Below are 19,323 nucleotides of genomic sequence, written 5' to 3'. Positions count from 1 at the left end.
TCTGTCAGATCTTCGAGGCCGTTATGAATACACATAGGAGAGGTTTTTACGAGAAGTATATCAAGCTGCCCCAGGACACGGTGCTGGCTCTGGTGGCCCTGGCGGTACTGAGCCCGGTGCTGGGTCTGGTGGCCCTGGCGGTGCGGCTGCACCTGGGTGCGCCGGTGCTGTTTCGCCAGGAGCGGGCGGGAAAGGACGGCCGGAGCTTCACCCTGTATAAGTTCCGCACCATGTCCGACCGGCGGGACGCCGCCGGAGTCCTGCTGCCGGACGAGCAGCGGCTGGACGGGTTCGGCCGGTTTCTGCGCAGCACCTCCTTAGACGAGCTGCCGTCGCTGTGGAATGTGGTAAGCGGCAGCTGCGCCCTGTGCGGGCCCCGACCGCTGTATGTGAAATATGTGCCGCTGTACAGCCCCCGGCAGGCCCGGCGGCTGTGGGTGCGTCCGGGGCTTACGGGCTTGGCTCAGGTCAGCGGACGCAACGCCATCGGTTGGGAGGAAAAATTTTCCTATGATGTGCGCTATGTGGAGCGCATTACTTTTTGGGGAGACTGGAGAATCCTTTTCAAAACCGTCCGTATGGTCCTGCACCGGGAGGGCATCACCGCCCCGGGCTGTGCCACGGCGGAGGAATTCAAGGGAGGGAAAGAGGCGAGAGCGGAGCATGAACAAGCGCCTTGTGATCCTCGGCGCCGGCGGTCATGGCAGAGCCGTGGCCGATGCCGCGCTGAAAATGGGCTACCGCACCATCGTGTTCCTGGATGACCGCGCCGCGGGCCGGTGCATCGGCTTCCCCATTGCGGGGCCGCTGGACCGGGCGGAGGCGCTGCGGGACGGGGAAACGGACTTTGTCATCGCCCTGGGCGATAACCGCCTGCGCCGCCGGGTGGCCATGGGGCACGATCTGCCCTGGGCCCGGATCGTTCACCCCTCCGCCCAAATCAGTCCCTTTGCGGAGCTGGGGGCGGGTACGGTGGTCCTGGCCGGGGCGGCGGTGAATGTCTGCGCCCGGGTGGGCCGGCACTGCATCGTCAACACCGGGGCCGTGGTGGAGCACGACAATATGCTGGAGGACTTCGCGCAGGTGGCACCCCGGGCGGCCCTGGGCGGCTCGGTCCGGGTGGGGGCCCTGGCGCAGATCGGCATTGGCGCGGTGGTAAAGAACAATGTCGCCGTGGGCATGGGCTGCGTCATCGGCGCCGGAGCCGTGGTGGTGAAGTCCACGGAGCCCGGGGGCGTATATGTAGGTGTCCCGGCCTGGAGACGGGAGAAGGGGGCCGCCGGATGAACATTCTCCTGCCGGACAGGCTGCCCCGGAAGTTTTTCTGCTCAACTATTTAATTCTTACCGAGCCGCGCATCTTTTCTCCAGCCTTCCATGAAAACACCCCTATTTCCGCTATTATAGCAGAAATAGGGGCGGTTGGGTAGTTTTTTGACAGGCTGACCACCGTCCCTCGGGACGGTGGTTTTTTGCGTTTATTTCTCCCCCTGCGGGGTGCTGAAGGGCAGGGTCAGCACCTCGGGGTCCCGGAGGATGCGGCGAAAATCGTGGCAGAAGGCGGCGTATTCGTAGCCGGTACAGATACGCTCGTCCATGACAATGCCCAGGGGCATCATCTTCCGGCTCAGGTCTCCGGCCATATAATTAGGCACGGGCTTACCCATGCACACAAAGATGCTGGTGGTGCCGAACTCATAGCAGTGGTGGTGGATGTAGCTGGTCTTGATGGAGGCCAGGTTGGTAATAAAGAGGCTGGTGTGGAAGGGAGAGAGGTCGATGATCTTCCGGGGCAGCAGACCATGCTTATCCAGGAAATAGGCCAGGCCCACCACAAAGCCCGGAAGCCCCGGCACGGAGAACATGAACCGGGCAAAACGGTCAGTACTGTTGCTCTGGGCCGTATCCCGGTTGGCCTCGATGGCGGACTTTATTTTCTTATTCACGGTAAACACCGTGTCCTCCGGCTCCAGGTAAATCTTCAGCGTGGTCTCGCTGGGAGAACCGTCGGGCAGTCTTTTCATGATGACAAAGGACACGCAGAAGTGATTGCGCTTATAAATCTTACGGTTCATCACGAAATAGTTTAGCTTCGGATTTTCCAGGGTGGCCTTGTAGTAAGCGGCGATGATGACGCTCATGTGGTTCAGGCGCACACCGGCGCGGCGTTGGTCGCGGATGAAAGCCTTGATGACCTCCTCGTCGATATTCTCCGTGATGGTGTTCCAGGCGTCATAGCGCTTGGGCATGATATAGGGAATGGCCGCCACCAGAGGCGGCAGGTCTTTTACGCGGGTTCCGTCGGGACGCATGGGAAGTCCCCCTTTCCATATTATAAATCTCAGTATATCGTGAAAATGCAGCCATGGCAAGCGGCTTTTACCGATTTTCTTCCAGGCACCGGGCAAAGCGCAGCACATTCTCCGCCGTAAAGGCCAGGTGCGTCCGGGCATGGGCCAGAGCTTCGCTTAGGGTAGTGGGCGCGGGATTGATGGGGAAAACGGCCGTGACCCCTGCATCGTAGGCGGCGGCAATATCCGTCTCACTGGAGCCCACCAGAGCCACCACAGGCACGCCCAGGGCCCGGGCCCGGCGGGCCACACCCACGACCACCTTGCCCCGAAGGCTCTGGCTATCCAGCCGGCCCTCCCCGGTGATGACCAGATAGGCATCTGCGGCCAGGCGGTCAAAATCCGTCAGGTCCAGAACGGCCTCGATGCCCATTTGCAGCCGGGCACCCAAAAAGGCCACACTGCCTGCGCCGAAGCCGCCTGCCGCGCCGCCTCCGGGGAGAGTGAGCAGGGAGCGGCCCAGGTCCTTTTCGATAACGGCGGCCAGGTGCGCCAGGCCCTCATCCAGCATACGGACGGTGGCCGCGTCCGCGCCCTTTTGGGGGGCGAATACCGCTGCCGCACCACTCTCGCCGCAAAGGGGGTTATCAATGTCGCACATGGCGATAACCTCCGCCTGCCTCAGAGCAGGCAAAAGGCCATCCGTGCGGATGTGGGCAATGCGGCGGAGGGTCCCGCCTACGGGCACAAAGGCCTTGCCCTCCGCGTCCAAAAATTCTACGCCCAAGGCCGCCGCCGCACCGCAGCCGCCATCGTTGGTAGCGCTGCCGCCCAGGCCCAGAATAATGCGCTCCGCGCCGCGCTTGAAGGCATGGGCTATGAGCTGGCCTACGCCGTAGGTGGTGGCATCGGCCACACGGCGGTCCTCCCCCACCAGAGGCAGTCCCGCGGCGGCGGCCATCTCGATGACGGCGGTTTTCCCATCCGGGAAAAGCCCGTAGTGGGCCGTAAGGGGGCGGCCATAGGGGTCCCGGCAGGGCACGGCTATTTTTTCGCCGCCCAGAGCCCCAAGGAAGGCATCCACCGTACCCTCGCCGCCGTCAGCCACCGGGAGGGTGTACACCCGGGCCTCCGGGTCCCGACAGCGTATTTCCCGGGCAATAATGCCGCAGATCTCCCCCGAGGACAGGCAGCCCTTGAAGGAGTCGGGGATGACCACATATTTGCGCATAATACTCCCTCCCGCAAAAATTTCAGTGTCCCATCCGGTCCCGATGGCGGTTATACAGGAACATTCCAACGCCCGCGCCGCAGATAAGCACATAGCCCACCACGCTCCAGCCATCGGGCACCTGGCGGAAGAAGATATAACCCAGGGCGGCGGCAAAGAGGATCTGCGAGTAGTCATAGACGCTTATTTCCTTGGCCGGGGCGCAGAGGTAAGCGCAGGTGATGCCGAACTGACCGATGCAGGCGGAGGCGCCGCACAAAAGCAGCATCAGCAGCTGGTGGTCGGTAAGGCGCACGGGGCTGAGCATAAAAAACGGCAGGGTCAGCAGCGTGGAAAAGAGTGAGAAGTAGAACACGATACGCAGGCTGTTTTCCCCTCGGGTGCCCAGCTTGCGCACAAAGGTGTAGGCCAGGCCCGCCGTCGCGCCGCTGATGAAGCCCGCCATAGACGGCACGAAGGGCGCCCCCTCAAAGCCGGGCTTAATGATGAGAGCGCTGCCCAGCAGGGCCGTGAATACTCCCGCGATCTGCACGGCGGTGGGCCGCTCCTTCAGCAGAAAAACGGAGAAAATAATGGCGAAAAAGGGCGAGAGCTTATTGAGCATATTGGCATCCGCCAGCACCAGACGGTCCACGGCGTAAAAATTCAGCAGCATGCCGATGGTGCCGAAAACGGCACGGCCGGCCAAAAGCGGCCAGTCCCCCGGCCGGGGCTTCAGAGGCACTCGCTTCACGGCCAGCAGCGCGCTCACCAGCAGCAGGGCTACAAAGTTGCGGAAAAAAGCCTTCTCCGCCGTGGGTACATCTCCGGCCAGGCGGACGAACACCGTCATCATGGAGAAACCAAAGGCTGCAAAGAGAATGCAGACAATGCCCTTGGTACGCTGGGAAATTTTATTCATGAAATCCGATACCCCTTTCCTTGGCAAGCAGAAAAAGCACCCCCAGCGGGATGCTTCTGCGCGTCAAAAAAGCCTCGCAGAGTTTGCCGCCCGCAGGCGGCAAAGAAATAAAATCATTTTCTCTCGCGACATGTGCGTGAGAGAAAATACCTCTCAGGCTGCCAGTGTGGAATTTTGAGCCATGGGCTCAAAATTATGCGCGCAGCAGACTGCAAGCCTTTTGTCGGAAAAACCCGGAGGGTTTTTCGACAGTCTCAGCACCCCCAGCGGGATGCTTCTGCGCGGTGACTGTCATTTTCGCCGATGCAGTGCGGCGGCAGGGCCGTCCACGCACTTTTCCAGCACGGTGAACACAAGCACCGTCAGCGCGGCATTGGGCAGGGGGCAGAACAGCCCCGGATTCGTCATGGACACCATCAGCATTCCCAGGTAGTACATGCCCGCCATGTAGCAGGCCTCCCGGTCGTGGAGCAGCAGCCGCAGCCGATCTCCCAGCAGCAGGGTGTAGGCCGCTACGCCCACGATGCCCATGCTGCCCAAGACCTGCAAAACGGCGTTGTGGTAAAACACCATGCTCCCAGGCACCCCGGCGAAAAGGTCGATATTCTTCTGGTTGCCCAGACCGATGCCCAAGAGCGGATGGTTGAAGAAGTCCGCAAAGCCCCGATCCAGCAGCAGCCAACGCTCCTCCGTGGGGCTGATGAAGTGATCCGGGTCGCCCCGGGCACCGAAAAACATATCATAGATTTGGGAGCCGAACAGGGCCATGATCACCGTTACGGACGCCACAATGACAAAAAAAGACCACAGGGGCAGATAGTTCCGCTTCACCAGGTACACAAAGCCCAGCAGCACCATCACCGCGCCGAAAAGCAGGGCGCTGCGGCTGCCGGAGAAGAACATGGCCGCGCACCACAGCAGCACCGTGAACAAATGGCGCCGGCTCCGCCCGGCCATGTAAAACACCGCCGGCAGGGTGGAGACCAAAATGGTGGCGGCAAAGTTGCGGTAGGAGATGCCGGGCAGCTCCCAGCACTGGGAAAACTCCGCCCAGTGGTGCAGGTAGTAGCTCCCCACCGCCAGCACCATGGCAAGGCCGATGGTGTAGAGCAGCTGCATCAGGCGGTAGAGCAGATCGTAGCTGCGGGGCAGCTCCAGCTCGGCACGCAGCAGCAGATACACGGCCAAAAGACCCAGGCCCAGGCCCAGGGTGTAGTAAACGGACAGGGGAGAAAAATACTGCGAGGCAGGGATAAAGCCCACGCCCCCCAGCAGCGTGGCCACGGATACCGCCAGCAGGCTCCGAATGCTGCGCCCGGCCACCGCGGGCTTTTTCCACCGCACAAGATGCACGATCAGCCCGCCGATGACCAGCGCCGCCAGAGGCGCGCAGGGCAGGAAAACGGACAGATCATTATATTGCAGGGTGGACAGCAGGAATATCAGCAAAAACGGCAGCGCCGCCGCCAAAATATCCCGGCAGAATACCAGCATCCAGGCGCACAGCACCGCCAGCGCCACCGTGGAGGGGACCACATTCTGCGTCAGCATGGACACAGCGGTCACCGCCAGCATCAGGGCAAAATAGAGATTCGTATTCCAAAAATATTCAGTTTTCTCCGTTACGCGGCCCCAAAAGGAGCCGGAAGTCGATTGCGTCATAAAGCAGTGAATTCTCACTTTCAGGGGCCCGCAGCGGGGCCCGTATTAAATAAGGTATCGCATCCGCTTGGAAAGCCATTTTACCATATCATTTTGCGGGCAAAAAGTCAACAGTATACCTGAAAAATCCTCCCCGGCAGGCGGTCAAAACCGAAAGAGATTCAGCCCCACATCCTCGCTGAAGCGGCGCTCCACGGTGCCGTCGATGATCTGAATGACCATTTCGCAGGTGGCGCTGATAACGGCCCGGTTCAGATGCCCGCCGAAGGCCTGCCCCTGCTCGTTTCCGGCGCACATATGCAGATGGGCATAGAACTCGCCGTCCTTGGTGGTGACGGTGCCCGTCAGGGACACGATCTCATAGGCGCCCTGAAAGCGGTTGGCGTGGTACTGCTTCTGCCGCACATTGAAAACGCCTACGGTAAAGTCATCCGTAGCGCCCAGGGCGCTGACGGCGGCCAGCTTGATATTCTCCCGGAGTGCGATGTCCTTCAGGGCGCTTAAAACCTCCTCGCCCCGGTCGATCCGGGCCACCACTGTGCTGCCAAATCTTTTGTACTCCATTCTATTCTCCTTTCCGCCCCGGCGGCAGGGAGCGCCCCCGGAGCCTTTCGTTTATGCAATTCTATCACAGCTTGCGTCAAAATACGAGAAAATTCTCCACGAAGAGAATTTTTTCTTTTTTTCTGAAAAATTTGAAAAAATGCTTGCTTCGTTCAGGGGTGAACGGATTATAATAGCGTTATTAAGAGCATCTTTGTGAAAAACGATACATACGGACGAGACGCCCTCAGATACCGCACCGGTGTGATCACTGGAAAGACAGTGTTTACATAATGTCATTAATAGAGCACAAAGCCGCACCGGTGCAGTCCGGTGCGGCTTTGGTGTCTTATTCGGCGGCCCAGAGCCGCCCCTTTTCCGTAATCACGGCGGGAACGCAGATGTCGTGGGTCTCCCGGGGAATGTCCGGGCACAGGAGCCTTTCCCGGCACAGCAGCAGGGCGGAGCCGGTATACCGGGCCAGAAAGCGGTCATAGTAGCCGCCGCCCCGGCCCAAACGCCGGCCATCCGCCGCCGCGCCCACACAGGGGACAATGGCCAGGTCAATGTCCTCCGGCACCGCCGCCGGGGCCTCCGGGGGCGGCTCCGGAATGCCGTAAGAGCCGGGGCGCAGCACGGACAGATCCTGCACCCGGCGGCACTCCATGCGCCCCGGGCCGGTACACAGGGGCACGCACAGCTCCTTGCCCTCGGACAAAATCCGCTCCAGCAGGGCCCGGGTGCCGATCTCCCGGCCACAGCCCACAAAGGCGAACACCGTGCGGGCCCGGCGGTACTCCTCCGTCCGGGTCACATGGTAGATAATGGCCCGGTCGGAGAGCTCCCTTTCCCGCTGGGTCATGGCCTGCTCCCGGGCCGCCAGCCGGCGGCGCAGGGCGGCCTTTTGCTGCTGTATCGTCTCCATAAAAGTACCTCAAAAAGCAGGCAGAGAAGCCATCCGCTTCCCTGCCTGCTGCGATTTATGCCAGCTTGGCGGTCAGATTTTCCACGGCCTCGCTCAGGGCCTCCTCAAAGGAGGGGTGGGGCCGCATAACGGAGAGAAGCTGCCGGGCCGTCAGGTGATTCACCATGGCGGTGCTGAGCTGGGAAATCATGTCGCTAGCGTGCTGACACATGAGCTGCGCACCGATGATCTCCCGGGTATCGCTGCGGGCCACCAGCTTCATGAAGCACCGGCCCGGATCCTCAATGATGGTGCGAGCGTTGCTGAACAGGGTGCATTTGCCGGACACGGCGGGGATGCCCTGCTCCTTGGCCTCGGCCTCGGTGAGACCCACCACGGCGATCTCCGGGGCGCTGTAAATGCAGCTGGGGATCACATTCAGATCCGTGCTGCCCTTGCCGCCGCACATCCGCTCCACGCAGTCCGTCCCCTGGGCCGCAGCCACATGGGCCAGCTGCACGGCGGCGGAGGCATCGCCGATGGCGTACACGCCGGGAATGCTGGTGCGGTAGTCCTCATCCACCAGCAGGCGCTTGCCGTTCAGCGCCGGGTTCAGGTCCGGGGCGAATAGGCCCTCGAAATACGCACGGCGGCCAATGGCACACAGGACCTTTTCGCCGGTGACGGTCAGCTCCTTGCCCTTTTGCTCCAGATGGACGCACAGGCCCTCCCCTGTCTGCTCCAGGGACCGGACCATGGCGGAGGTCAGCACCTCCACGCCCTGCTTTTTCAGAATCTGCGCCAGATTTTGGCCCAGCTCCCGGTCCAGCTGGGGCAGCAAATTGGCCATGCCCTCCACCAGGGTCACCCGGCAGCCCAGGTGACTGTAAAAGGTGGCAAATTCCACGCCGATGACGCCGCCGCCGATGATAACGATGGAGGCATAGGGCGTGTCCGTCCCCTCCAGCAGCTCGTCGGAGGTCATGACCCCGGGCAGATCCAGGCCGGGGATGGGCGGGCGGACATTCACAGAGCCGGTGGCGGCCAAAATGCGCTCCGCCGTGTACGCCGTCCGGGTGCCGTCAGCGCCGGTGACACTGACCTGGCCGGGGGCGGTGATCTGCGCCGTACCCTCAAGCACATCCACCTTCGCACTCTTCAGCAGGGAGAGGATGCCGCCCCGGAGCTTCTCGCTGACGCTGCGCTTAAAGGCGAACATCTCCCCCATGTCGTAGGAAAGAGCACCGTGGACGCCCACGGACGCGCCGTTTGCGGCGTCGTGGTAGACCTGGGAGGCGTGGAGCAGGGTCTTGGTGGGGATGCAGCCCCGATTCAGGCAGGTGCCGCCCACCTCCCGGCGCTCCACAATGGCGGTGTGCAGCCCCAGCTTGGCGGCGCGCAGGGCGGCGGTATAGCCCCCGGGACCTGCGCCGATGACCAGCAGTTGATAATCAGACATAGGAGTCCCTCCTGTGAATCATGTGTTTTTCCAGCGCAGGACGGGCTTGCGGGCCGCCTGAACCTCGTCGGGCCGGCCGATGGGCATATTGTGGGGGGCGGTGTGCATGGACGCTGCATCCTCAAAGGCCTTATGATACAGCTTGCGCAGTACCTCCGCCGCATGGTCCAGGGTCTCGATGCCCTCGGTCTCCGTGGGCTCCAGCATCAGCGCCTCATGGACGATCAGCGGGAAGTACATGGTGGGCGGATGGATCCCCTCGTCGATAAGGGACTTGGCCACATCCAGGGCGGACACGCCGGTCTCCTTCTTCAGGTCGCTGAGATCCAGCACGAACTCATGCATACACAGCCGGTCGTAGGCGGGGGTGTAGGTGCCCCGGAGCTTGGCCATGAGATAGTTGGCATTGAGCACGGCGTTCTCCGCCGCCTCGGGGATGCCCTCCTTGCCCAGAGTCAGCAGGTAGGCCAGGGCCCGGACCACCACCAGGAAGTTGCCCTGGAAGCTGCGCACCTGGATATGACCCGGCTCCTCCGCCAGGGCGCTATGGGGCAGGAACTCCTTCAAAAACGCCTTGCAGCCCACCGCACCTGCGCCGGGACCGCCGCCGCCGTGGGGCGTGGCAAAGGTCTTGTGCAGGTTCATGTGGATGCAGTCAAAGCCCATGTCGCCGGGACGGACCACGCCCATAACGGCGTTAAGGTTGGCGCCGTCATAGTAGCACAGGCCGCCGGCCTCGTGGACCAGACGGGTGATCTCCAGAATATTCTTGTCGAAGATGCCCACGGTGTTGGGGTTGGTGAGCATCAAGCCGGCGGTGTCCTCCCCCAGAGCGGCCCGAAGCGCGTCCAGATCCACACAGCCGTCCGGGCCGGAGGCGATGTTCACCACATCGAAGCCGCACATGGCCGCGGTGGCGGGGTTGGTGCCGTGGGCGCTGTCGGGCACGATGATCTTGGTGCGCTTTTTATCGCCTCGGGCATCGTGATACTGCTTGATAAGCAGCACGCCGGTGAACTCGCCGTGGGCACCGGCGGCGGGCTGGAAGGTCATATCGTCCATGCCGGTGATCTGGCAGAGATATTCGGCGGCGGTGTCCAGCACCTGCTGCATACCCTTGCGGTCTTGGGCGGGAGAAAGGGGATGTACCCCCGCAAAGCCGGGCAGGGCTGCCATTTCCTCGTCGATGCGGGGATTATACTTCATGGTGCAGGAGCCCAAGGGGTAGAACCCGCAGTTTACGCCGTGGACCTGCTTGCACAGCTCCGTATAGTGGCGGGAGATGTCCGTCTCGCTCATTTCCGGCAGGGCGGGCTTTTCCTCGCGCCGCAGGGAGTCGGGCAGGGATACGCTCTCCACATCGCAGGCGGGCAGAATGGTGCAGCGGCGTCCGGGAACGCTCTTTTCAAAGATCAGCTTCATTTTGCCAGCACCTCCTTCACAATGGAAACAGCCTTGTCAAGCTGGGCTCGGGAGACCTTCTCCGTGGCGCACCACAGAACGCCGTCCTCACCCACAGGCAGGCCGCCCAGGATGTCGCCCTCCGCCAGAGCGGAGAGAACGGCCTCCCGCCGGGGCATATGGGTGACGAACTCGTGGAAATATTCTCCGGTATAGGCCAGGGACACGCCCTCGATGGCGCACAGGGCCCGGGCCAGATAGTGTGCCTTGGCCATGGACTGCTCCGCCGCCTGGGCCATACCGTCCGGGCCCATGGTGGCCATGTACAGCCCTGCGGTCAGGGCGCACAGAGCCTCGTTGGAGCAGATGTTGCTGCTGGCCTTTTCCCGGCGGATGTGCTGCTCCCGGGCTTGCAGGCTCAGCACATAGGCCCGGCGGCCTTCGGAATCCGTGGTCTCGCCCACGATACGGCCGGGCAGCTTGCGCATGAGCTTCTCCGTGGAGGCCATGTAGCCCAGGTAGGGGCCGCCGCAGCCCAGGGGCAGGCCCAGAGGCTGCCCCTCCCCCACGGCGATGTCCGCGCCGCAGGCCCGGGGTGTTTTCATAATGGCCAGAGCGATGGGGTTGCAGCCCATGATATACAGGGCTCCCGCCTGGTGGGTCAAAGCGCCCAGGGCCTCTGCGTCCTCTAACTGGCCGAAGAAGTTGGGCTGCTGCACATAGAAGCCGGACACCTCCGCCGTGAGCATCTCGCCCAGGGCGTCCATGTCGGTCTTGCCGTCCTTCACGGGTACGATACGCACCTCGTCGCCGGTGCCGTAGCAATAGGTGCGGACGGTGTTGATGGTGTCGGGGTGCGCCGCGCCGGAGATAAGCGTCACCCGGCGCTTGCGGTCCCGGCACATGGCGGCGGCCTCGGCGGCGGCGGTGGCGCCGTCATACACGGAGGCGTTGGACACATCCATGCCCGTCAGCTGGCAGATCATGGTCTGGTACTCGAAAATGGACTGCAGAAGTCCCTGGCTCATTTCCGCCTGATAGGGGGTGTAAGCGGTGAGGAACTCCTCCTTGGCAGGGATATACTTTACGATGGAGGGGATATAGTGGTCGTAGGCCCCGGCGCCCCGAAGCACCGTACCGTACACGCGGTTCTCCGCGGCCATAGCGGTCATGGTGCGGCTGACCTCCAGCTCACTCATCCCGGCGGGGATATGCAGCGGCTCGGTGAGGAGCATCTGCTCCGGCACATCCCGGAACAGCTCGCGCATACTGCTTACGCCTACAGCCTTACGCATTTCCTCCCGCTGCGTCCCGGTAGAGGGAACATAGCTGCCCATAGCTTAGCCCTCCTCGGTGCAGAAGGCCTCATAGGCGGCGGCGTCCAGCAGCTCCTCGCTGCCGTCCACATTCTCCACCTTGATGATCCAGGCGCCGTAGGGGTCGCTGTTCAGCTTCTCCGGGGCGTCCAGCAGGTCCTCATTCACGGCGCACACGGTACCGCTGACAGGGGAAACCAGGTCGGACACGGCCTTCACGGACTCCACATCGCCGAAGGCATCGCCGGCGGTGACGCTGTCGCCCTCACCGGGCAGGTTTACGAACACCACATCGCCCAGGGCGTTCTGGGCAAAATCGGAAATGCCCACGACAGTGACGCCATCCTCTACCTTCACCCACTCATGGGACTTGGAATATTGCAGCTCGACAGGATACAACATGATACTTTACCTCCATTAAATAAATATATTGTTTGCTTTCTCTGCCCCGCCCCCGACGGAGGCGGGGCGTAACGCTTTTTTACACCAGCTTGGCAGCCAGATTCTCCAGAGCCTCGTCGATCTCGGCATCGCTGAAGCAGTAGCGCATCTCCAAATGCTCGCTACGCAGCTTCTTCACTTCCTCCTTCACCTCCGTGCCCCGGAGGATGCAGTCGGCCATGAGGGCGGCCAGGCGGTCAAAGTCGGCGGCCTCGAAGCCGAAGCGGGTCATCTCGCTGACGCCCATGCGCAGGGCGCCGGAGGCGGTGAAGCCCTCCTCATCGGGGGTGGCCTGGTAGTTCACCACGATGTTGTTGCGCTCCAGGCGCTCGGCGATCTCGGGGCCCTCGCCGTAGCCCACGGACACGATGACCTGGTGGGTCTCGGTGTAGTCAATGGCGGGGTCGCCGGCCACATCCAGCCCATGGGCCTTCAGGCTGCGGGCAAAGGACTTGGCGTTTTCGATGACGGCCTTCTGGTACACATCCCGGAACTGGTTCATTTCATAGGCGGCCATCAGCATACCCAGCTGGGTGCCCAGGTGATGGTTGGAGACGCTGCCGGGGAAGGTGCGGCTCTCAATGGTCTTCCACAGGCCGTACTTCAGGTCGTCCTCCTTGTAATTCACGCCGATGACGCCGCGCTGGGGGCCGAAGAAGGTTTTGTGGGTAGAGCCGGTGACGATCTCTGCGCCCTCGGCAAAGGGATTCTGGAAATGGTCGCCGATGAGGCCCAGCACATGGGCCATGTCGTACATGATGGTGGTGGGGATGTTCTGCTCATCCACGAACTGACGGATGGCGGCCACAGGCTCCTTGTGCAGCACCATGCTCTTGCCGAATATGATCAGCTCCGGGCGATAGCGGTCAATGAGCTTCTTGGTCTCCTCCACATCCATCTTATAGGGATTATCGGCGCAGACGGGGAAGTTGACCACAGCCGGCTTCTCCGTCACGGGGTCGATGGCAATATAGTCATGGAGAGCGCCCATGGGCTGGGCAGACAGGTGGCCGCCCTTGATGATGTGGTTATTCATCACATAGCCCAGGCGCTTGGCCTCGTGCTTGCGGTCCACACGGTTTTTCCAGTCCATCAGGGCGGAGAATACAGCCATGTTGGACATCTGGCCGCTGAGGGTACGGGTCTCCACCTCGGTGCAGCCGAAGTAGGCGCGCATCTCCTCCACCAGGCGGCGCTCCACCTCGTCGATGAACTTGGTGCCCTGATAATAGAACACTTCCTTCTCATAGAAGGCCAAAACCTTCTTATGCTCGGCGTAACGGCAAGCGGGATCGCTGCCGCTGAGCAGACGCACGGCGCGGCTGGGGGTGTTCTCCGAGGGGATGAGGTTGATGCACTGCTCCTGGCGCCAGATATGGTTCTCCAGGGCCTTGTGTACCAGCTCCAGGGCCTTAGGAGCGCGGTCACCGCCGCCTACACCATGCTCGTCCTCCTCCACACCATAGAGCAGAGGTCTGGCAAAGGGGGGCGCACCCACGCTCATGTGCCGGGCGGGAATCACGGCCTTGAGCCGCTTACCCCGCACATCCACCTCCACGGTGTCGTCGGTGAGAATATCGCTGTCAATGTAGCACAGGCCGATGGCGCGCTTGCCGCTGGCCTCCAGGATCACGGTGGAAAGGCCCTGGCCCTCGGTCTTGAAGTAGGGAACCATGGTGCCGCTGGTGACCCAGCCCACCAGCTTATCCCCCTGATAGATCTCCATGCCCGCGCGCATAACGCCCCGGTCCTCCAGAGCGATGGGAGCGATCTTCCGGGGCAGGCCGGACAGGTCGGAGAAGTCACGGTCCATGTACTTCATAAAGTACTTATGCTGCTTTTCCAGAGCGGCGCGGCCGATGTAGTCCCCCTTCTGCTCCGAGAAGCTCACGGCGAACTTAGCCAGCGGCACGGCGAAAATGGGGATCTCGCTGCCATCGGGGGCGGTGCCCATCTCATGGCCGTACAGGGGCATGGATGCCTCCATGCGCAGGGTGTCCCGGGCGCCCAGGCCGGCGGGGTGTGCGCCCATTTCCACCAGGCGGTTCCACAGCCACGCTGCGTCCTCGCTGCGCACATAGACCTCGTAGCCCAGGGGCTCGCCGGTGTAGCCGGTCTTGGCTACCCGGGCGTAGTGACCCTCCAGGGACACGGTGCCCAGAGCATTCTTCATGGGCTCGGTCATCTGGGCGCCGCCGTTGAGAGCGGTGAGCATCTCCTTGCTCCGGGGGCCCTGGACGGCGATGGCCGCCCAGTCGGCAGAGATGTCGGTGATGGTGCAGTCGAAGCCCTGCAGGGCCGCGCGCAGGTGGGCCAGGTCCTTCTCGGTGTTGGCGGCGTTTACCACCAGCAGGTAGTTATCCTCCTGGAACATATACAGGTAGGCGTCGTCCACGGCGCCGCCGTTTTCATTGGGGATGATGCAGTACTGGGCCAGGCCCACATCCAGGGCAGCCACATTGCTGGTGAGCACATGCTGCAAAAAGGCCTTGCGCTCCGGGCCCTCCACCAGCAGCCGACCCATGTGAGACACATCGAAAAGGCTGCACACCTGACGGGTGTACAGATGCTCGGCAATGATGCCGCCGGGGTACTGGATGGGCATTTCCCATCCGCCGAAGTCCACCATTTCCGCACCGGCGGCCACATGGACATCGTATAATTGGGTACGCTTCAGTTCGCTCATTCTGGTTCCTCCTTAAAAGATGAATGGTTTTTAAGCAGCAAAAAGGGACACAAAGCCGCTTTATACGGCCTTGTGCCCCCGTTGAGTTACCTGAGAGATTCCCTCCCCGGCGGGAGGTTGCACCTTCGGTGGTCGGGCGTTACCGTCCGGCCTTTTCGGAGTATCGTCCGAAATCGGTCCTTTTGCCTGAGAGCTTCTGCGTTCCCCTTCGGCGCCGCCTGGGCGGTCTCTCCCGATTCCATCGTCCGATCTATATGAAATTATATCTGCGGGCATATCGCACCGCTATTTTGATTTTATCACCCGAAAAGCGCATTTGTCAAGGGCCAATTCCCGCTGTTTCGTTCCGTTTTTTTAGCTTTACAGGAAATTTGTCCGGTGGGGTAAGCCCCGGTTGCGCCCCGATTGAGCCTTCGGATTTTCAGATGCCCAGAAGCTGCTTTTTCTTGGCGGCGAATTCCTCCTCGGTGAGGACGCCAGCGTCGAAGAGCAGCTTATACTTCTGAATCTCCGCCACCGGGTCGGCGGCAGGGGCGGGAGCGGCGGCTGCGGCGGCGGGCTGGGGGTCATCCTCCCGGCGCTGGGGGGCGTCGGGGTTGACGATGTGCTGGAGCCGGGAGGCAAGCTCACGGAGGGCCTCCACCTTCTCCTCATACTCCCGGAGATAGTCCTCGGCGCTGGGATACTGGCTGCTGAAGTCCGGGGCGCCGATCTCCTGGGTGAAGCTCTTCCAATAGGGATGGGAGAAGGTCAGCTCCAGGCGGAACTTGCGCACCGGGGGCGTACACACAAACTCGGGCCGGGGAGGACGGGGATGGTCGTGGTCGTGATCCCGGTCCCGATCCATCATGCGGTGCATCTCCTCCATGTGCTCAAAGTCCTGCTTGCGGCGCATGAACTGGTCGATGCTGGGGATCAGGGCCTCCACCTTATCGGGCACATCGCTGCGGTGGCAGGTGAGGCCGTCGGCGTTTCCCGTAAACAGAGGATCGGAGTCCTCCAGGATGCGGAAGGACTGCAAATTCTCCGGGCCGAACACCAGCGCACTATCGTAGGGCTTGATGCGCAGCAGGCGGTGGGCGCTGTCCACCACCAGGGCGCCGCTGAGGAGGCCGAAGCCGTAGCGGTAGTCCTCGCTGAAGGTCTCGCGCAGGGCGGCGTTTTCCTCGTAAAAGGCCATGTACTGCTCCAGCTGCGCCAGGGTCATGCAGTCCAGGGCCCCGTCGGGCAGGTCGATCTTCCCGGCACACTCCTTGCACAGGGGCATATCCTCCACCTTGGTGGCCAGGAGCCGGGGGGTGGGATTGCCGCAGAGGGGGCAGGGTTTTTTGTTATTGCTGAAAAGTCCCATAGTGATTTTCCTCCTATTTCTATGCCTCGATTTTACCACGGTGGCCGGGGTATTTCCAGTGTTTTCCTCCGCCGGAGGGGCAATTTTCGGAAATTTACAGGAATTTATCCAGCTCCCGCTGGGCTTTTTCGATTTTCTTGACCTTGGGGCTCCGGTAAACCTTGCCCCGGGCGATGACCAGGTCCACATGGCGGAGGGCCTTCAGGTCCTCCAGGGGGTTCTGCCTTGTCACGATGAGGTCGGCGCACTTGCCGGGCTCTACGGAGCCGATCTCCTCCCCCAGACCCGCTACCCGGGCGTTGCCCAGGGTGGCGGTGTGGAGGGCGAAGGCGTTAGAGACGCCGCAGAACTTGTGGAAATAATAGACCTCCCGCCACATATCATAGTGGGTGATATAGGGGCAGCCGGTGTCGGTGCCCAGGCCCACGGGAATGCCCCGGGCCAGGCAGGCCTTGGCGCAGTCGATGATGCCGTCCATGACAAGCTTGCCGTTATACTGCTCCGTTTCCGACGCGCCGGTGACGCTGCGGTCAAACAGCGCGTAGGGCAGGGCCGGCGAGATGGTGGCGATATGGCAGGCCTTGCGCTCTTCAAACAGGCGGAGGATCTCCTCGTCGGGCCGGGCGCCATGCTCAATGGTATCTACCCCGCCCTCCAGGGCCACCCGGACCCCCTGGGGACTCTCCACATGGGCGGCCACGGGCAGGCCCAGGGCGTGGGCCTGGTCACAGGCGGCCTTCACCAGGGCCGGAGACATTTTCAGCTCCCCGGGCTCCCCCTTGCACTTGGCGTCCAGGACGCCGCCGGTGATCATCAGCTTAATAAGATCGGGCTTGTCCTGAGCAATTTTCCGGACCAGGGCCGCCGCCTCCTCCGGGGAGGTGGCCTCGTAGGCCAGGGACCCGGCCATATGGCCCCCGGGCACGGACACAGCCATGTTCCCCGCCAGAATCCGGGGGCCCACGGCCCCGCCGGAGAGAATCTTATCCCGGAGGCGGGAGTCTATCGCCTGAATGCCGCCCACGGAGCGGAGGGTGGTGACGCCGGAGAGCAGCTCCGTTTTGGCGTAGCCTGCGCAGACCCGGAACGCAACAGAGCGAAGGAGGGCGTTGCTGGTCATAAGGCGGACGGCCTTTTTGGGGTCCTTTTGCTTGACGGTGGGTTTGCCGGAGGCGGGCAGGTGGACATGGAGGTTAATAAGGCCGGGCATGACATAGCCGCCGGAGAGGTCGATTTTCTCGTAGTCCGGGGTCTCCGTCCCGGCGGGGACGATAGCCTCGATGCGGTCGCCCTTTAGAAGAACGGTCAGGCCCGGGCGGGGCTGCATAGCTTCGGTGCCGTCCAGGAGGATACCGTTCACCAATGCGTATTTCATGGAAGAAGCTTCCTTTCTTTTTTATTTTGCCGGATGGGTCAGGCGGTCTACGGCGGCCCGGGCCGCGGAGGCGGCGTCGGGGGTGTAGAGGTCGGCGTGAATTTCGTCGCAGAAGCTCTGGCTGATGGGTGCGCCGCCCACCATAATGCAAACCCGGTCACGGATGCCGCTCTCCCGGGCCAGCTCCACCACCCGGCGCATCTGCTGCATGGTGGTGGTGAGCAGGGCAGAGCAGGCGATGATGTCACAGTGATGCTCCCGGGCGGCCTGGATAAAGGTCTCCGGGGCCACATCCGCCCCCAAGTCATAGACCTCGATATTGCTGCCCTCCAGCATGATCTTCACCAGATTCTTGCCGATGTCGTGCATATCGCCCCGGACGGTACCGATACAGGCCGAGCCGATGGTGCGGCGGACACCGCCGCCGTCCACCAGATGGGGCTTTAACTGCGCCGTGGCGGCAGACATACAGCGGGCAGCCATGAGCATCTCCGGCACAAAGGCACGACTGGCGGAAAAATCCTCACCCAGGTCGTTCATACCCTTTATCAGGCCGCCGGAGAGGATGTCCTGGGCGGAGATGCCCCGGGAAAGAGCCTTATCCACCAGAGCCAGCAGCTTTTTCTGCTGGCCGCGCTTGGTGGCGGCGGCAACGGCGGCCAGGAGGTCCTCCCCCTGCTCCGCCGGAGTCTCCGATACGGCGGCAGTGGGAGCGGAAGCACGGGGCGCCAGGCTGCGCCGAGGCTCCGGCGGCAGCGGAAAAGCAGGCAGGTGTACGCCGGCGTTGTAGGCGTCGATGGTCTCATCGATATACCGGTCGATATGAGAATAGACGGCGCCGGGGAGGCCGTAGGTAATGGAGGGGATGAAGTGGCCCCCGGGGCAGCAGGCCCGGAGGGTACGCCGGGTGTAGTCGCAGACCTCCCCGGCCGTGGCGTCCGAACGGTCGATGGCTGCGCCGATGCCGCCCATGAGGACCAGCTTGCCCTGCAAATGGCGCTGGAGAGCGGGGATGTCATTCTCCGGCAAAACCCCCTGCCAGACCTGAATGCCGATCTCGGCCATGTCGTCCACGATGGGCACCAGATAGGAGTCGGCGTGGTGGATGGCGATGCAGCCCCGGGAGCGGATATAGCCGTAGAAGCGGCGGTAGGGCTCCTTGAAAAACGCCCGCCACATATCCGGATGCATAAACAGGGCATCCTTGGTGCCCCAGTCATCGTGGGAGAAGATGACATCCGGGTGAAGGTTATCGATGAGCAGCTTCACATAGCCCAGGCGGTAGTCGGTGATGTAGTCAATGAGCCGGTGCATTTCATCGGGATGCTCATAAAGGGCGGTGAGGGTGTTTTCAAAGCCCATGAGAAAATGGCACTGCTCAAAAATACCCGTGCCCATGAAGCCTGCCAGGAGCTTTTCCTCTCCGGCGGCAGAGCGGGCGGCGGCGCGGCAGTCCTCCCAGCCCGCAGTGCAGCTCACCGCCAGGTCCGGGGCATGGACCGTCTCCTCCCAATGCGTCACATCCGGGCAGACGGTGAGGTCGTCCGTGTGGACGGGAATGGCCCCGGGGGCGTCGGCGGGAAAGCTGATGGTGGTGCCCCAGCGGTCACGGCTGACGCTGCCGCGGCGGCGGTTTCCCCGCAGGTAGGTGTTAATAGGGTCATTGAGGCACATATACAGGGCCTCATACTGCTTCAGCACCCGCTCCGGGCGGCCATTGGGCTTTAATAGCTCCAGGAAAATTTCTTTGGGTGTCTGCATGG

Annotated in this window: 17 protein-coding genes and 2 riboswitches; of the genes, 3 read left to right on the top strand and 14 right to left on the bottom strand. The window is 62.3% G+C overall.

Going from position 1 to position 19,323, the window contains the following annotated elements; all coding sequences use genetic code 11:
• The first annotated feature begins 23 nt into the window (after positions 1 to 23).
• Both KI236_RS09040 and KI236_RS09035 read left to right on the top strand, forming a co-directional pair.
• Positions 24 to 764, top strand: a complete 741-nt coding sequence (locus tag KI236_RS09040) for a sugar transferase (protein ID WP_212821997.1) — start codon at positions 24 to 26, stop codon at positions 762 to 764.
• Positions 664 to 1,287, top strand: a complete 624-nt coding sequence (locus KI236_RS09035) for an acetyltransferase (protein ID WP_212821303.1) — start codon at positions 664 to 666, stop codon at positions 1,285 to 1,287. Before KI236_RS09040 ends, KI236_RS09035 begins: the two co-directional genes overlap by 101 nt.
• Positions 1,288 to 1,477: 190 nt before the next feature.
• Here KI236_RS09035 and KI236_RS09030 read toward each other — a convergent pair whose 3' ends face one another.
• The 3 genes from KI236_RS09030 to KI236_RS09020 all read right to left on the bottom strand — a co-directional run bounded on the left by KI236_RS09030 (position 1,478) and on the right by KI236_RS09020 (position 4,422).
• Complete coding sequence (locus KI236_RS09030; protein ID WP_212821301.1) at positions 1,478 to 2,311, bottom strand: hypothetical protein; 834 nt, start codon at positions 2,309 to 2,311, stop codon at positions 1,478 to 1,480.
• 67 nt (positions 2,312 to 2,378) lie between these two features.
• Complete coding sequence (locus KI236_RS09025; RefSeq protein WP_212821299.1) at positions 2,379 to 3,521, bottom strand: glycerate kinase family protein; 1,143 nt, start codon at positions 3,519 to 3,521, stop codon at positions 2,379 to 2,381.
• A 22-nt stretch (positions 3,522 to 3,543) separates the two neighbouring features.
• Positions 3,544 to 4,422: a DMT family transporter gene (locus KI236_RS09020; RefSeq protein ID WP_212821297.1), complete on the bottom strand. Its 879-nt coding sequence runs from the start codon at positions 4,420 to 4,422 to the stop codon at positions 3,544 to 3,546.
• Between KI236_RS09020 and KI236_RS09015 the strand changes: the two genes are divergently transcribed.
• Entirely contained in the window at positions 4,421 to 4,600 is a 180-nt protein-coding gene (locus tag KI236_RS09015) for a hypothetical protein (RefSeq protein ID WP_212821295.1), read from the top strand. The genes KI236_RS09020 and KI236_RS09015 overlap by 2 nt on opposite strands.
• A gap of 113 nt (positions 4,601 to 4,713) precedes the next feature.
• Here KI236_RS09015 and KI236_RS09010 read toward each other — a convergent pair whose 3' ends face one another.
• The 11 genes from KI236_RS09010 to KI236_RS12320 form a co-directional block, all read right to left on the bottom strand.
• A complete protein-coding gene (locus KI236_RS09010; RefSeq protein WP_212821293.1) occupies positions 4,714 to 6,084 on the bottom strand; it encodes an O-antigen ligase family protein in 1,371 nt (456 codons plus the stop codon).
• 144 nt (positions 6,085 to 6,228) lie between these two features.
• Positions 6,229 to 6,648, bottom strand: coding sequence for a PPC domain-containing DNA-binding protein (locus KI236_RS09005; RefSeq protein ID WP_212821291.1), 420 nt, complete (start codon positions 6,646 to 6,648; stop codon positions 6,229 to 6,231).
• A gap of 328 nt (positions 6,649 to 6,976) precedes the next feature.
• The gene (locus tag KI236_RS09000; protein ID WP_212821289.1) at positions 6,977 to 7,552 is read right to left on the bottom strand and encodes a 5-formyltetrahydrofolate cyclo-ligase; all 576 of its coding nucleotides are present in this window, start codon (positions 7,550 to 7,552) and stop codon (positions 6,977 to 6,979) included.
• A 55-nt stretch (positions 7,553 to 7,607) separates the two neighbouring features.
• A complete protein-coding gene (lpdA, locus tag KI236_RS08995) occupies positions 7,608 to 8,990 on the bottom strand; it encodes a dihydrolipoyl dehydrogenase (RefSeq protein ID WP_212821288.1) in 1,383 nt (460 codons plus the stop codon).
• A gap of 18 nt (positions 8,991 to 9,008) precedes the next feature.
• Entirely contained in the window at positions 9,009 to 10,412 is a 1,404-nt protein-coding gene (gene gcvPB, locus KI236_RS08990; protein WP_212821287.1) for an aminomethyl-transferring glycine dehydrogenase subunit GcvPB, read from the bottom strand.
• Positions 10,409 to 11,728: an aminomethyl-transferring glycine dehydrogenase subunit GcvPA gene (gene gcvPA / locus KI236_RS08985; protein WP_212821286.1), complete on the bottom strand. Its 1,320-nt coding sequence runs from the start codon at positions 11,726 to 11,728 to the stop codon at positions 10,409 to 10,411. Before gcvPA ends, gcvPB begins: the two co-directional genes overlap by 4 nt.
• A 3-nt stretch (positions 11,729 to 11,731) precedes the next feature.
• Positions 11,732 to 12,109, bottom strand: a complete 378-nt coding sequence (gcvH, locus tag KI236_RS08980) for a glycine cleavage system protein GcvH (RefSeq protein ID WP_212821285.1) — start codon at positions 12,107 to 12,109, stop codon at positions 11,732 to 11,734.
• A 79-nt stretch (positions 12,110 to 12,188) separates the two neighbouring features.
• Positions 12,189 to 14,834, bottom strand: a complete 2,646-nt coding sequence (gene gcvT, locus KI236_RS08975; RefSeq protein ID WP_212821284.1) for a glycine cleavage system aminomethyltransferase GcvT — start codon at positions 14,832 to 14,834, stop codon at positions 12,189 to 12,191.
• Positions 14,835 to 14,910: 76 nt separating this feature from the next.
• Positions 14,911 to 14,995: riboswitch (glycine riboswitch) on the bottom strand.
• Positions 14,996 to 14,998: 3 nt separating this feature from the next.
• A riboswitch (glycine riboswitch) is annotated at positions 14,999 to 15,079 on the bottom strand.
• A 176-nt stretch (positions 15,080 to 15,255) separates the two neighbouring features.
• Positions 15,256 to 16,185, bottom strand: a complete 930-nt coding sequence (locus tag KI236_RS08970; RefSeq protein ID WP_228738133.1) for an SHOCT domain-containing protein — start codon at positions 16,183 to 16,185, stop codon at positions 15,256 to 15,258.
• A 94-nt stretch (positions 16,186 to 16,279) separates the two neighbouring features.
• Positions 16,280 to 17,560 carry an amidohydrolase family protein gene (locus KI236_RS08965; RefSeq protein ID WP_212821283.1) on the bottom strand — a complete coding sequence of 427 codons (1,281 nt, stop codon included), beginning with the start codon at positions 17,558 to 17,560 and terminating at the stop codon, positions 16,280 to 16,282.
• A 21-nt stretch (positions 17,561 to 17,581) separates the two neighbouring features.
• Positions 17,582 to 19,321: a cobalamin-dependent protein gene (locus KI236_RS12320; protein WP_329958977.1), complete on the bottom strand. Its 1,740-nt coding sequence runs from the start codon at positions 19,319 to 19,321 to the stop codon at positions 17,582 to 17,584.
• Positions 19,322 to 19,323 lie beyond the last annotated feature (2 nt).

Source organism: Vescimonas fastidiosa (assembly GCF_018326305.1).
Lineage (GTDB): Bacteria > Bacillota > Clostridia > Oscillospirales > Oscillospiraceae > Vescimonas > Vescimonas fastidiosa.
This window is presented reverse-complemented; position numbering and strand designations above follow the sequence as displayed.